Source organism: Brevundimonas sp., from assembly GCF_041648615.1.
Lineage (GTDB): Bacteria > Pseudomonadota > Alphaproteobacteria > Caulobacterales > Caulobacteraceae > Brevundimonas.
Window position 1 is genome coordinate 1 of record NZ_JBAZOS010000055.1, and the last position, 11,438, is coordinate 11,438.

The window sequence follows — 11,438 nt, forward strand, 5'->3', positions numbered from 1 at the left end:
CGGCTCGAGGGTCTTCAGGCCATACGAACCGAAGTTCAGCGAGAAGCCGCCCTTGGCCGAGCCATGGATCCGGCCCTTGAAGGCCTTGCGGTATTTGGTTTTCTTAGGCTGCAGCATGTTCCTTAGCCCTCACGACCACGACGGGGACCACGGTCTCCGCGCGGGCCACCGCGTTCGCGGCCTTCGTTCGACGACGGACCCGAGGCTTCCAGAGCCCAGCGCTTGTCCTGGGCCATCGGGTCGTGCTCGAGCACTTCGCCTTTGAACACCCAGACCTTCACGCCGATGATGCCGTAGGTCGTCTTGGCTTGAATGAAGCCGTAGTCGATGTCGGCGCGCAGGGTGTGCAGCGGCACGCGGCCTTCGCGATACCATTCCATCCGCGCGATTTCCGCGCCGCCGAGACGGCCCGAGACGTTGATGCGGACGCCCTTGGCGCCGAGACGCATGGCCGACTGCATTGCGCGCTTCATGGCGCGGCGGAAGGCGATCCGGCGTTCCAGCTGCTGCGCGATGTTCTCGGCGATCAGCTGGGCGTCGGTTTCAGGCTTGCGGACCTCGACGATGTTCAGGTGAACTTCGCCTTCGGTGCGGGCCGAGATGTCCTTGCGGAGCTTCTCGATGTCGGCGCCCTTCTTGCCGATCACGACGCCCGGACGGGCGGCGTAGATCGTCACGCGGCACTTCTTGTGCGGACGCTCGATGATGATGCGCGAGACGCCGGCGGCGTTCAGGCGTTCCTTGAGCCAGGTGCGCAGCGCCAAGTCCTGGTGCAGCAGCCGGGCGTAGGACGGGCCGTCGGCGAACCAGCGGCTGTCCCAGGTGCGGTTCACGCCGAGGCGGAAACCGATCGGATTGATTTTCTGACCCATCAGGCGGCCTCGCCGGCTTCACGGACCACGATGGTGATCTCGCTGAACGGTTTCAGGATGCGCGACGAGCGACCACGAGCACGGCTCGAGAAACGCTTCATCACCAGGTTCTTGCCCACGAAGGCCTCGGCCACGACAAGATTGTCGATGTCGAGGTTGTGGTTGTTCTCGGCGTTGGAGACGGCCGAATACAGCACCTTGCGAACGTCGGTGGCGATGCGCTTGCGGCTGAACTCAAGCTCGTTCAGCGCCTTCTGCACCGGCATGCCGCGGATTGAGGCGGCGACCAGGTTCAGCTTCTGGGGGCTGATACGGACGTTGACCAGCTTGGCGCGGGCCTCCGTATTGCCGACACGGCGGGGGTTGTTGGTCTTGGGCATGTTACTTCCGCTTCGCCTTCTTGTCCGCGGCGTGGCCGGGGAACGAACGGGTGGGCGAGAACTCGCCCAGTTTCATGCCGACCATGTCCTCGTTCACGTGCACGGGAACGTGCTTGTGACCGTTGTGGACGCCAAAAGTAAGGCCCACGAACTGCGGCAGGATGGTGGAGCGACGCGACCAGGTCTTGATCACGTCCTTGCGGCCCGACGTCGAGACGGCGTCGGCCTTCTTGAGCAGATACCCGTCGACAAACGGGCCTTTCCAGGAGGAACGAGCCATCTTTAGCGAGCCTTCTTAACGTGGCGGGTACGGATGATGTATTTGTCCGTCGCCTTGTTCTTGCGGGTGCGGGTGCCCTTGGTGTCCTTGCCCCACGGCGTAACCGGGGTGCGACCGCCAGAGGTCCGGCCTTCACCACCACCGTGCGGGTGGTCGATCGGGTTCATGGCGACGCCGCGAACGTGCGGACGCCAGCCCATGTGACGGACGCGGCCGGCCTTGCCGAGGTTCTGGTTCATGTGGTCGGGGTTCGAAACCGCGCCCACAGTGGCCATGCAGCCGTCCAGAACCATGCGAAGCTCGCCCGAGCCGAGACGGATCTGGGCGTAGCCCTGATCGCGACCGACCAGCTGGGCGTAGGCGCCGGCCGAACGGGCCAGCTGGGCGCCCTTGCCCGGCTTCATTTCGATATTGTGGATGATCGTGCCGACCGGCACCGAGCGCAGCGGCATCGCATTGCCCGGCTTCACGTCGACCTTCTCGCCGGCCACGACCGAGTCGCCCGCCTTCAGGCGTTGCGGCGCGATGATGTAGGCCTTTTCGCCGTCCTCATAGACGATGAGGGCGATGAAGGCGGTCCGGTTCGGATCGTATTCCAGACGCTCGACGGTCGCCGTGGCGAACTTCCGGCGCTTGAAGTCGATCTTGCGGTACAGCGTCTTGGCGCCGCCGCCGCGGAAGCGGACGGCGATACGACCGCCAGCGCCCCGGCCGCCCGACTTGGTCAGGCCTTCGGTCAGCGACTTCTCGGGGCGTCCTTTATGGAGCTCCGAACGGTCGATCAGCACCAGGGCGCGACGGCCCGGCGATGTCGGATTGTATGTTTTCAGCGTCACGATCGCTTTTTTGATGTCGACCCGACGGCCCATGATGCCGCGGAAGCGCTTGGTCTTGCCCTTTTGAACCAGGGTGTTGACCTTCAGGACGTTGACCTTGAACAGGCTTTCGACCGCGGCTGCGATCTCGTCCTTGGTCGAGGTGCCCGAGACGCGGAACACGACCTTGTTCTGCTCCGACAGGATCGTGGCCTTTTCCGTGATGATCGGGGCCAGGATGGTGTCGTAGTGTTTTACGGTGGGGTTGGCGCCAGCCATTACGCGGCCTCCTTCTTCGTCTTGGCAGCCGGTTTGGCGGCCGAGGCGGCCTCGGCTTCACGACGCGACGGGGTGTAGTCCTTGTAGGTGGCTTCGATCGCTTCGATCGCCGCCTTGGTCAGCACCAGCTTGTCGGCCCGCAGGATGTCGTAAACGTTCAGGCCGGCGTTCGGCAGCACGTTCACCATCGGAATGTTGCGGGCGGCCAGGCCGAAGTTCGTGTCGACTTCCGGACCGGCGATGATCAGCGTGCGGGTCCAGCCCAGCTTGCCGAGGGTTTCGCGCAGACCGGCGGTCTTGGCGTCCTTCAGCGAGATGCTGTCGACGATGACCAGATCACCGGCGACGACCTTGGCCGACAGCGCGTGACGCAGGGCCAGGGCGCGAACCTTCTTGGGCAGGGAGAAGCCGTGGTCGCGAACGACCGGGCCGAAGGCGCGCGAACCACCGACGAATTGCGGGGCGCGACGCGAACCGTGACGGGCGCCGCCGGTTCCCTTCTGCTTGTACATCTTCTTGCCGGTGCGAGAGTTCTCGTTCCGGGTCTGGACCTTGTGGGTGCCGGCGCGGCGCTTGGCCAGTTGCCAGTTGACGTAACGGGCCAGGATGTCGCCGCGAATGTCGGTGATGCCGAAGACGGCTTCCGACAGTTCGACGTCACCGGCGGCCTTGCCGTCGAGATTGATGACCGAGAGTTTCATTACGCTTCACCGCCTTCGGTGGTTTCGACCACGGCGACGTCCTCAGCCGGCGTTTCCGCGGCGGCGGGTTGCTCGGCCGAAGCCTTGGCGTTCGACTTGACGCCGCCCGGGAAGGGGGCGTCGGCCGGACGGGCCTTCTTGATGGCGTCGCGAACCTTGACCCAGGTGCCCTCGTGACCGGGCACGGCGCCCTTGATCAGCAGCAGGCCACGCTCGACGTCGACGCGGAACACGGTGAGGTTCTGGGTGGTGACGACTTCCGTGCCGTAGTGGCCGGCCATCTTCTTGCCCTTGAACGTCTTGCCCGGATCCTGACGCTGACCGGTCGAACCGTGCGAACGGTGCGAGACCGAGACGCCGTGGGTCGCCCGCAGACCGCCGAAGTTCCAGCGCTTCATGGCGCCGGCGAAGCCCTTGCCGATGGTCTCGGCCTGGACGTCGACCTTCTGGCCGGCGACGAAGTGGTCAGCCGAGAACTCGGAGCCCACATCCATCATGGCGTCCGCATCGATGCGGAACTCGGTGACATAGGCCTTGGGTTCCACTTCAAGCTTGGCGAAAGATTCGCGCTGAGCCTTGTTGGTGTTCTTGGCCTTTTTGGAGCCAGCACCCAGCTGCAGGGCGACATAGCCGTCCCGCTCCTGAGTCCGCTGACCCACGACCTGACAGCCATCCAGCTGCAAGATCGTGACTGGAACATGCGCGCCGTCTTCAGCGAAGACACGCGTCATACCCAGTTTCTTGGCGATCACGCCCGTGCGCATCGGATCCCGCCTCTTTCTTATTAAATCTTGATCTCGACATCCACACCGGCGGACAGGTCGAGCTTCATGAGCGCGTCCACAGTCTGCGGGGTGGGGTCGACGATATCGAGGACACGCTTGTGCGTGCGGATTTCAAACTGCTCGCGCGACTTCTTGTCGACGTGCGGCGAGCGGTTCACGGTGAACTTTTCGATCAGGGTCGGCAGCGGGATCGGACCGCGAACGGTCGCGCCCGTGCGCTTGGCCGTGTTGACGATTTCGCGCGTCGAAAAGTCGAGGACGCGGTGATCGAAGGCCTTGAGCCTGATGCGGATGCTTTGATCCATATCGGTCGTATTTCCCAAGCAGGCGAACCTGCGTCCCTGTGAACCATTTCAAAGACCGGAGGCCTTCAGGCGCGATGCCTTCAGAGTACGCACGTCCGCAAAAACGATCGGCCCACGCAGCGAACCGCGAAGGCCGTTGAAGTCCTGGGTCACTGCAAAGAACAGGGTCCGAGGTCGTTCCTGCGAACCGCGTCTGCATCCCGAAAACAGGTGGGATGCACAGCCGGTCCAACAAGAGTTGGCGCTTATGACGATTGAGTCCCGTTTCGTCAAGCGGCGAAAAGGTGGCGGAGACTGGGTTTCGCCGGTTTCGGCGGTTTCCCGCCGTCCGGCGCAGGCCAGTCCGGTCCGGTTGGCCCTCGTCGCCGCTCCGCCTTTGACGCCGGGACCCGTTCAGAGACGATCCGGGCCGTTCCTGTCCGCGGATTCACAGTGCGCCGTTATGCTTACGCTTGTCCGCCGTACGGCGGACACAATGCGTGGCTCGCACGCTACATATTATAGAAGCCATTGTTTTATGACAGCTTTGTAATAGCAAAGCTCGTCAGCCCGCTGTTAGCCGGGCCTTGCTCGCGGCCGACTCCCCGTGCCTGCGACAACGGAAAACAAGAATGAAGTCTCTCTTCCTCGCCACGGCCGCCGTGGCCGCCCTCGCCGCCGCCCCCGCCTTCGCCCAGGACGGCGTCGGCTCGATCGGCGTCACCTATACGAACACGGAACTCGACGTCGCCGGTCTGGGCGCCGAAAGCGAAGCCGTGGCGCTGGACGCCGGCTTCGCCGTCCCGGTCTCGGGCGACTGGACCGTGACGGTCGACGGCGCCTTCGCCTACGCCATCGACGGCGCGGCCAACCAGGACGACAGCGCCGTCAACGGACGCGTCCACGGCAGCCGAACGTTCGGCGACGTGCGCGTCGGCGCTTTCGTCGGCGGCTCGGAAGCGGCTGACGAGCAGCTGTGGTCGTTCGGCGCCGAAGCCCAGACGCGCTTCGACAAGGTCACCCTCACCGGCTCGCTGGCCTATGAGACGATCGAAGGCGTGGACGCCGACATCTGGAGCCTCGGCGGCGACGCGGCCTACTTCATCAGGCCGAACCTGCGCGTGAACGGCGGCCTGGGCTGGAGCACCATCGACGCCGGCGGCGTCGACACCGACGGCTTTTCAGCCAATGTCGGCGGCGAATACCAGTTCGCGGACACCGGCATCAGCCTGACGGCCGGCTACACCCACGCCGAGTTCGAGGACTTCGACCTGGACGCCGACACCGTGTCGGTCGGCCTGCGCTTCTCGTTCGGCGGCGATCTGCAGACGCGTGACCGCGCCGGTGCGGACCTGGGCCGCACGGTCGCCGGCATCGGCGCCCTGGCCGGCGCGCTGTAGTCAGCGTTTCCCGGCTGGAACGACAGAGCCCCGGCGGAGCGATCCGCCGGGGCTTTTCGTTGGGCGGCGGGCAAGGAAAAGGCCCGGAGGGTTCCACGCTCCCGGGCCTTCCCCGTCGCAGCAGCTGAAGGGGGCGTCAGCTGCCGATGCGCACGTCTCCCCCTCCGACGATGGACCGGCTGACGGAGCCGGTGGCGCGGGCCACAGTCACGTCGCCGCCGCCGACGATCGACACGTCCACGTCTCCGGCGACGCCGCCGAAGTTCACGTCGCCGGATCCGGCGATGCTGATGCTGAGGTCGGGGACGTTCCCGCCGCGGATATCCACGTCGCCCGAGCCTCCGATGGAGACATCCGTCGGCCCGTCGGCGCGCGCGACCACCACGTCGCCCGAGCCGCCGATGGAGATGTCGAGGTTGCGGGTGGCGCCGGCGGTGACTGACCCCGACCCGCCGATGCTGATGTCGAGGGCTCCCGAGGTCCCGGCGCGGATATCCCCCGATCCGGCGATGCTCAGCGACAGCTCGCCCTCGGTGTTGGCGACGTTCCAGTAGCCGCAGCCGGCGTTGCCCAGGTCGATGGAAGCCGCGCCGCGACCCACCGAGCCGAACACCGCCCCCGAAGCGTCGACCTCCACGTTGCGGGGCGTGCGGATGAGGATCAGCGGCGCGTCGGAGAGGTTGACCCGGCCAACGCCGCGCACCTCGACCGAAGCCCCGTCGCCGGGCTGCGCCGGATTGTCGGGGCCCGAGTTGCAGTTGCGGATGCCGTCTCCGCCATTCAGGAAGCCGCGTCGGCGCAGGCCGCCGTCGATGCGGACCTCGGCGCCGTCGCGCGTGACCCGCACGGCGGGCAGGTCCGACGATCCCTGCTCGATCTCCACGGCGATGTCATGGCGGTCCTCGACCACGACGGCGACACGGGCCACGGCGTGGCGGATGTGGACCTCGGGGCCGGGCTTGGCGAAGGCGGGCGCGGCCATGGCGGCGGCGGCGATGGCGGCGGCGGATACGATGGCGAGTTTCATGTCGGCTTCCCTCTCCGGACTGTTCCGGGAAGGTGCGGCTGGCCTACAGTGAAGTCAGCTTAAAACGAGGTCATGACTTCGAATTCATCCGGGTCGTCGGAATCGCTGGAATTCCGTCGTCGAACTCTCTGGAATGCGTCATCCAATTCCCCGGCGGATTCCGCTCAGGCCCTCAGCGCGCCGGCGCCGTCAGCGGCGCCGATCTCCGGCTCGAAGTCGCGCTCGAACCGGGCGATGCGGCTCTTCAGCCCGCCGACCCGCTTCAGCGCCAGGGAGGCGGCCCAGCGGGCGGCCAGCTCGGGCGGGGCCATCCGGTCGGTCAGGCGCGGCCGCCCGCCCCGGCTGCGCAGCACGGCGTTGGTATAGAGGGCGCCGTTCCTGAACCGCGACGGCCAGGTCTGGAAATCCATCGACAGGGAGACGCAGAACCGGTCGAGGTTCTCGACCCGGTGCGGCGCATAGATGGGCCAGGTCAGGGCCTGCCCCGGCTCGAGGTCCACCACCTGGGCGTCGGCCTCGAAGGCCAGCGAATAGGGCAGTTCCTCGGTCGTCTGGCGCGACACCACCTGCTCCATGTCCGCCTCGGCCAGATGCGCCTCGTCGCCGGGATAGACGAAGATCCGCTTGCGCCCGCGCATGTGGAACAGCACCACCCCCGCCGCGTCGAAATGATACGGCGCCCCGGCCTTGGGCGAGGACAGGATCAGCTGGCCGGCGTTCCTGACCGCCCGCAGGCCCGGATAGGCGGCCTGCACGACGCGGAACTCCGCCATGGCCGCGGCCCACAGCTCGGGCCAGCCGGTCTCGACCTCGCGCAGATTGACCCACAGCCGCCCCTGCTGGATCGCCGCCAGCAGCTCCGCGCCGTTCAGCCGTCCCCGCGCTCCGGTGCGCAGAGAGACCTGCCCCGCCGCGTCGTAGTCGTACAGATTGATGTCGAACAGTTCGGCCGGATAGCGGTCCAGCACCGCCGCCAGCGCCTCATCCGAGGCGAACCCCTGCGCCGCCAGACTGTGCGGATGGACCTCGGCCTGTGTAATCGGGCCGGAATACCGGGTGCGCGCGTCGCTCATGGAGTGTCTCAGGCCGGAACGGATCGGGTGGTGCTCTGGCGGACCTTTGCAAGCGCCGCGCCCGCGGCCTGGACCGCGCCCCTGAACCGGGCGCCCGAAGTCGTCTCGCAGGCCTCGATGGCCGCCCAGCGCCGCCGCACGCTGGTGCGCAGCCGCTGGCCGGGCGCGCCCAGCACCCCGACCGCCGCCTCGCTGACCGTCGCGCCCAGACCGGGCTTCAGGACCACGGCCTCGCGCACCATCCGCGCGCCATTGCAGAAGTACTTTTTGTAATGCTCGCCCTCGAACCCGAAGTCGAAGGTGCGATAGCCCAGCTCCGACGCCAGCCGCATGGTGTCCATGCTCAGCAGGATGCCGGGCGAACAGCGCGCCAGGGCCGGGTCGTAGCCGGGGAACCAGAAATGATACTGGTCACCCGCGTGCAGCGAATATTCGATCGCCGTCAGCCGGTCGCCCGCCCACAGCCCGGCCATGGACGCCCCGAAGCCGTCGCGGTCTTCCTGCAGCAGGGCGTGCAGCAGCTCCGCCGTCCAGCCGCAGGCGAAGATGTCGTGCCGGCCGGTGCGCGCGTACTGGTCCCGCTTCAGGGCGATCAGCCAGTCCAGCAGGGCCGGGTCGCGCAGGCCGCGCTCGACCCGCAGCGTACCCAGCTCGGCTTCCATGCTGCGGCGTGCGCGTTCCTTGTCCTTGAAGAATTTGCCCTGGTTGGCCCGGCGGTCGGCGTACCAGCCGGCGTAGCCGCCCTCGCCCAGCTCGACCTGGACGGTGCGCCGGTCCTCGCCGAGGGCGGTTTCGCCGACCCAGGCCGTGACGTTCAGCCGGGCCGCGCCCAGCACGGCGGCCGCCTCCTCGAGCGACGGCGCCTGACCCGGAAAGGCGATGACGCCGTGATAGTCGTTCATGGGCGCGGCCAGGGGCTGCATCGCCCCGCCCCGCCGCTGGTGCGGGAAGAAGCCCACCGTCTGTCCGCCGCGCGAGAACACCGCCACCGCCGCGTTCGGACTGATGCGTCCGGCGACCTGGGCGAACTCGGGCCGGAAATAGGGGCTGTTCAGCGAGGGGTCGGCCGCCAGCATGGCGCGCCAGTCCGCCCACGCGGCCTCGTCCAGCGCGTCGACCCTGACGATATCGACCTTCAATCCGGTCATGCGGCTTCCCTCGGGCGGGCGCGGCGGCTCGCTGTTCCCGTCCTGTGTCGCACGGGTCCCGTTTCAGGCCGGTGAGTGTTCATGGTGAATGAAGTCTGTGCGGAGCCTCGCCCGTCGGCACGCGTTGCCGATCCAGTCGCCCTCGCCTGTTCCGGAGCCAGCCATGACCGACCCCCGCCGTCCGCCCAACCGTGAAACGGAAAACGAGAACCAGCGCACGCCCGCGCGCGAGGGTGAACCGCCTCACCCCGCCACCGAGCCGCGCGGTTCGGAAGGATCGTCCAACTCGGGCGAAACCGCCACGGACCCCGCGACCGGAAAGCCCAATCCGTGATCACCGCCGCCGCGCTGGCCCTCGCCCTCCTGCTGCAGACGGCGCCCGGGGCCTGTCCGGTCTCGGCCGGCCACGTCGTCGCCAACGGCGGTCTCGACCGCAGCCGCGCGGCGGTGGCGGCCGGCCGGCTGACGATTCTGGCGATGGGCTCGTCGTCGATCGAGGGCGTCGGCGCCAGCCGGCCCGGGCTCGGCTTCGTCCCCCTGCTCGAGGCCGGGCTGGAACAGCGGCTGCCGGGCGTCGAGGTCACCGTGATCAACAAGGGAATCGGGGGCGAGACGGCGAAGGAGACGGCCGACCGGCTGGCCGCCGAAACCGCCGCCGCCCGGCCCGATCTGGTGATCTGGCAGCTGGGGACCAACGACATCCTGCGCGATCGGCCGATGGACGACGTCTTCGCCGATTTCCGGCGCGGCGAGGCGGTGCTGGACCAGGCCGGCGTCGAGGTGCTGCTGATCGATCCCCAACGGCTTCCGCAGAATACGTCCAACCCGGCGTTCCGCGGTCGCAATCCGGCGCTCGCAGAGATGGCTCGCCTGATCGAGCTGGAGGGCGGTCGGGTCGGCTATGCCGTCCTGCGGCGCTTCGCGGCGATGTCTGACTGGACCGGACTCGAGCGCGGCGGGGTCGGTCCCGACGACCTCCACCTCAATGACGAAGGGTACGCCTGCTGGGCCGGGATCACGGCCGAAGGCCTGGCCGCCAGCCTGCGCTGACGGAACGGGCGGCCATGGAGGGTGTTGCGTTGTGCATCTTCCGTCGGAGCTCCCATGATCATTCGCCGTCCCCGCCTCGCCCTCGTCGCCGTCCTTCCCCTGCTCGCCGCCGCCTGCTCAGAGCCGCGCGAGCCGCGCGACACCGGGGCGGTCTCGGCGGACTCGACCGCGGCGTCCGGTCTGCGCCAATCCATCGAATCGGCTGCCTTCACCCCGCCGACGCCGACGGCGGCCGAGGCCGGTGCGGCTGAGAGGGCGGGTTCCAGCGCCGGAGCCGTCGGCGGCGCCCTCCCCGCCGAAGCGACCGCGGACCCGGCGATCGTGCGGGCCCAGATCCTGCTGGATCGCACCCGCTTCTCGCCGGGCATCATCGACGGACTGGGCGGCGAGAACACGCGCCAGGCGATCGCCGCCTTCGAGAAGGCCAACGATCTCGAGTCCGACGGCGAACTCGATGCGGCGGTGTTCGCGAAGCTGACGTCGGCGGACGGCGGCCGGGTGCTGACGGACTACACCATCACCGCGGCGGACGCGGCGGGCCCGTTCATCGGCGCCGTGCCCGAGGACATCGAGGCCATGGCCCGGCTCGAGACCGTCGGCTATGCCGACGCCCGCGAGGCGATGGCCGAGAAATTCCACATGAGCGAGGCCCTCCTCTCGGCGCTGAACCCGGGCGTCGACTTCGGCCGCGCCGGCCAGACGATCGTGGTGGCCGCCAACGGTCCCGCCGGCCTGTCGGGCGAGGTGGCCCGGATCGTGGTCGACAAGACCGAGAATTCGGTTCGCGCGTTCGACGCCGAGGGCGTCCTGCTGGCCTTCTATCCCGCCACCATCGGCAGCGGCGAAATGCCGACCCCGTCAGGGTCCCACACGGTGCGGGCGATCGCGCCCGAGCCGAACTACACCTACGATCCCTCGCGAGTCACCTATGGCGACGGCAAGAAAAAGGTCGTCGTCCCGGCCGGGCCCAACAATCCCGTCGGCTCGACCTGGATCGACCTGTCGCGCGACACCTACGGAATCCACGGCACGCCGGATCCCGCGACCATCGGCAAGGCCGTCTCCAGCGGCTGCGTCCGCCTGACCAACTGGGACGTCGAACAGCTGGCGTCCGGGGTCAAGCCGGGCGTGGTGGTGGAGTTCGTCTGAGCCGTCCTTCTCCCCTTGCGGGAGAAGGAAACCCCACAGCAAAACGGCCCCCGGATCGCTCCGGGGGCCGTCTGGTCTTTTCTCCCTCCCCACTTCGGGGGAGGGAGAAGGCCACTATTCGTTGATCTTGGAGACCACGCCGGCGCCGACGGTGCGGCCGCCTTCGCGGATGGCGAAGCGCAGGCCCTGGTCCAT

At 67.9% G+C, this 11,438-nt stretch carries 15 protein-coding genes and 1 pseudogene; 4 read left to right on the forward strand and 12 right to left on the reverse strand.

From position 1 onward, the window contains the following. The 8 genes and pseudogenes from rplP to rpsJ all read right to left on the reverse strand — a co-directional run. A pseudogene (gene rplP / locus WC555_RS14500) lies at positions 1–117 on the reverse strand (50S ribosomal protein L16); the annotation flags it as partial. A gap of 5 nt (positions 118–122) precedes the next feature. Next, positions 123–872, reverse strand: a complete 750-nt coding sequence (gene rpsC, locus WC555_RS14505) for a 30S ribosomal protein S3 (RefSeq protein ID WP_373254694.1) — start codon at positions 870–872, stop codon at positions 123–125. Next, positions 872–1,252 (reverse strand): 50S ribosomal protein L22, encoded by a 381-nt coding sequence (gene rplV, locus WC555_RS14510; protein WP_373254695.1) that lies wholly within the window; start codon positions 1,250–1,252, stop codon positions 872–874. The genes rpsC and rplV overlap by 1 nt, the downstream gene beginning before the upstream one ends. A gap of 1 nt (position 1,253) precedes the next feature. Further along, complete coding sequence (rpsS, locus tag WC555_RS14515; RefSeq protein ID WP_013268924.1) at positions 1,254–1,532, reverse strand: 30S ribosomal protein S19; 279 nt, start codon at positions 1,530–1,532, stop codon at positions 1,254–1,256. Positions 1,533–1,534: 2 nt separating this feature from the next. Beyond that, entirely contained in the window at positions 1,535–2,626 is a 1,092-nt protein-coding gene (rplB, locus tag WC555_RS14520; protein ID WP_373254696.1) for a 50S ribosomal protein L2, read from the reverse strand. Continuing rightward, positions 2,626–3,327 (reverse strand): 50S ribosomal protein L4, encoded by a 702-nt coding sequence (rplD, locus tag WC555_RS14525; protein WP_373254699.1) that lies wholly within the window; start codon positions 3,325–3,327, stop codon positions 2,626–2,628. Before rplD ends, rplB begins: the two co-directional genes overlap by 1 nt. After that, entirely contained in the window at positions 3,327–4,091 is a 765-nt protein-coding gene (gene rplC / locus WC555_RS14530) for a 50S ribosomal protein L3 (protein ID WP_373254701.1), read from the reverse strand. Before rplC ends, rplD begins: the two co-directional genes overlap by 1 nt. Before the next feature lie 20 nt (positions 4,092–4,111). Continuing rightward, positions 4,112–4,417 (reverse strand): 30S ribosomal protein S10, encoded by a 306-nt coding sequence (gene rpsJ, locus WC555_RS14535; RefSeq protein WP_003164367.1) that lies wholly within the window; start codon positions 4,415–4,417, stop codon positions 4,112–4,114. Positions 4,418–5,028: 611 nt separating this feature from the next. On the opposite strand from rpsJ, the gene WC555_RS14540 reads away from it, so the two are divergent. After that, complete coding sequence (locus tag WC555_RS14540) at positions 5,029–5,796, forward strand: outer membrane protein (RefSeq protein WP_373254703.1); 768 nt, start codon at positions 5,029–5,031, stop codon at positions 5,794–5,796. A gap of 136 nt (positions 5,797–5,932) precedes the next feature. Here WC555_RS14540 and WC555_RS14545 read toward each other — a convergent pair whose 3' ends face one another. From WC555_RS14545 to WC555_RS14555, 3 genes are all read right to left on the reverse strand, one after another. Next, positions 5,933–6,823, reverse strand: coding sequence for a GIN domain-containing protein (locus WC555_RS14545; protein ID WP_373254704.1), 891 nt, complete (start codon positions 6,821–6,823; stop codon positions 5,933–5,935). Between the two features lie 164 nt (positions 6,824–6,987). Continuing rightward, entirely contained in the window at positions 6,988–7,896 is a 909-nt protein-coding gene (locus WC555_RS14550; RefSeq protein WP_373254705.1) for a cupin-like domain-containing protein, read from the reverse strand. An 8-nt stretch (positions 7,897–7,904) separates the two neighbouring features. After that, a complete protein-coding gene (locus WC555_RS14555) occupies positions 7,905–9,044 on the reverse strand; it encodes a GNAT family N-acetyltransferase (RefSeq protein ID WP_373254706.1) in 1,140 nt (379 codons plus the stop codon). Positions 9,045–9,207: 163 nt separating this feature from the next. Between WC555_RS14555 and WC555_RS14560 the strand changes: the two genes are divergently transcribed. From WC555_RS14560 to WC555_RS14570, 3 genes are read left to right on the forward strand one after another with little or no spacing between them, the layout of a single operon-like run. Beyond that, a complete protein-coding gene (locus WC555_RS14560; protein ID WP_373254709.1) occupies positions 9,208–9,378 on the forward strand; it encodes a hypothetical protein in 171 nt (56 codons plus the stop codon). After that, positions 9,375–10,094 (forward strand): SGNH/GDSL hydrolase family protein, encoded by a 720-nt coding sequence (locus WC555_RS14565; RefSeq protein WP_373254712.1) that lies wholly within the window; start codon positions 9,375–9,377, stop codon positions 10,092–10,094. Before WC555_RS14560 ends, WC555_RS14565 begins: the two co-directional genes overlap by 4 nt. Before the next feature lie 54 nt (positions 10,095–10,148). Continuing rightward, the gene (locus WC555_RS14570) at positions 10,149–11,243 is read left to right on the forward strand and encodes a L,D-transpeptidase family protein (protein ID WP_373254715.1); all 1,095 of its coding nucleotides are present in this window, start codon (positions 10,149–10,151) and stop codon (positions 11,241–11,243) included. 114 nt (positions 11,244–11,357) lie between these two features. On the opposite strand, the gene WC555_RS14575 is transcribed toward WC555_RS14570, so the two are convergent. Then, positions 11,358–11,438: hypothetical protein (locus tag WC555_RS14575; RefSeq protein ID WP_373254717.1), on the reverse strand; the 81-nt coding region annotated here is incomplete at its 5' end.

What these genes read in the sequence shown, in the direction of transcription:
- rpsS (WP_013268924.1), bottom strand. Translation starts at nt 1,532, where the DNA reads ATGGCTCGTTCCTCCTGGAAAGGCCCGTTTGTCGACGGGTATCTGCTC.
- rplC (WP_373254701.1), bottom strand. Translation starts at nt 4,091, where the DNA reads ATGCGCACGGGCGTGATCGCCAAGAAACTGGGTATGACGCGTGTCTTC.
- rplD (WP_373254699.1), bottom strand. Translation starts at nt 3,327, where the DNA reads ATGAAACTCTCGGTCATCAATCTCGACGGCAAGGCCGCCGGTGACGTC.
- WC555_RS14560 (WP_373254709.1), top strand. Translation starts at nt 9,208, where the DNA reads ATGACCGACCCCCGCCGTCCGCCCAACCGTGAAACGGAAAACGAGAAC.
- WC555_RS14555 (WP_373254706.1), bottom strand. Translation starts at nt 9,044, where the DNA reads ATGACCGGATTGAAGGTCGATATCGTCAGGGTCGACGCGCTGGACGAG.
- WC555_RS14550 (WP_373254705.1), bottom strand. Translation starts at nt 7,896, where the DNA reads ATGAGCGACGCGCGCACCCGGTATTCCGGCCCGATTACACAGGCCGAG.
- rplV (WP_373254695.1), bottom strand. Translation starts at nt 1,252, where the DNA reads ATGCCCAAGACCAACAACCCCCGCCGTGTCGGCAATACGGAGGCCCGC.
- WC555_RS14545 (WP_373254704.1), bottom strand. Translation starts at nt 6,823, where the DNA reads ATGAAACTCGCCATCGTATCCGCCGCCGCCATCGCCGCCGCCGCCATG.
- rplB (WP_373254696.1), bottom strand. Translation starts at nt 2,626, where the DNA reads ATGGCTGGCGCCAACCCCACCGTAAAACACTACGACACCATCCTGGCC.
- WC555_RS14540 (WP_373254703.1), top strand. Translation starts at nt 5,029, where the DNA reads ATGAAGTCTCTCTTCCTCGCCACGGCCGCCGTGGCCGCCCTCGCCGCC.
- WC555_RS14570 (WP_373254715.1), top strand. Translation starts at nt 10,149, where the DNA reads ATGATCATTCGCCGTCCCCGCCTCGCCCTCGTCGCCGTCCTTCCCCTG.
- rpsC (WP_373254694.1), bottom strand. Translation starts at nt 872, where the DNA reads ATGGGTCAGAAAATCAATCCGATCGGTTTCCGCCTCGGCGTGAACCGC.
- rpsJ (WP_003164367.1), bottom strand. Translation starts at nt 4,417, where the DNA reads ATGGATCAAAGCATCCGCATCAGGCTCAAGGCCTTCGATCACCGCGTC.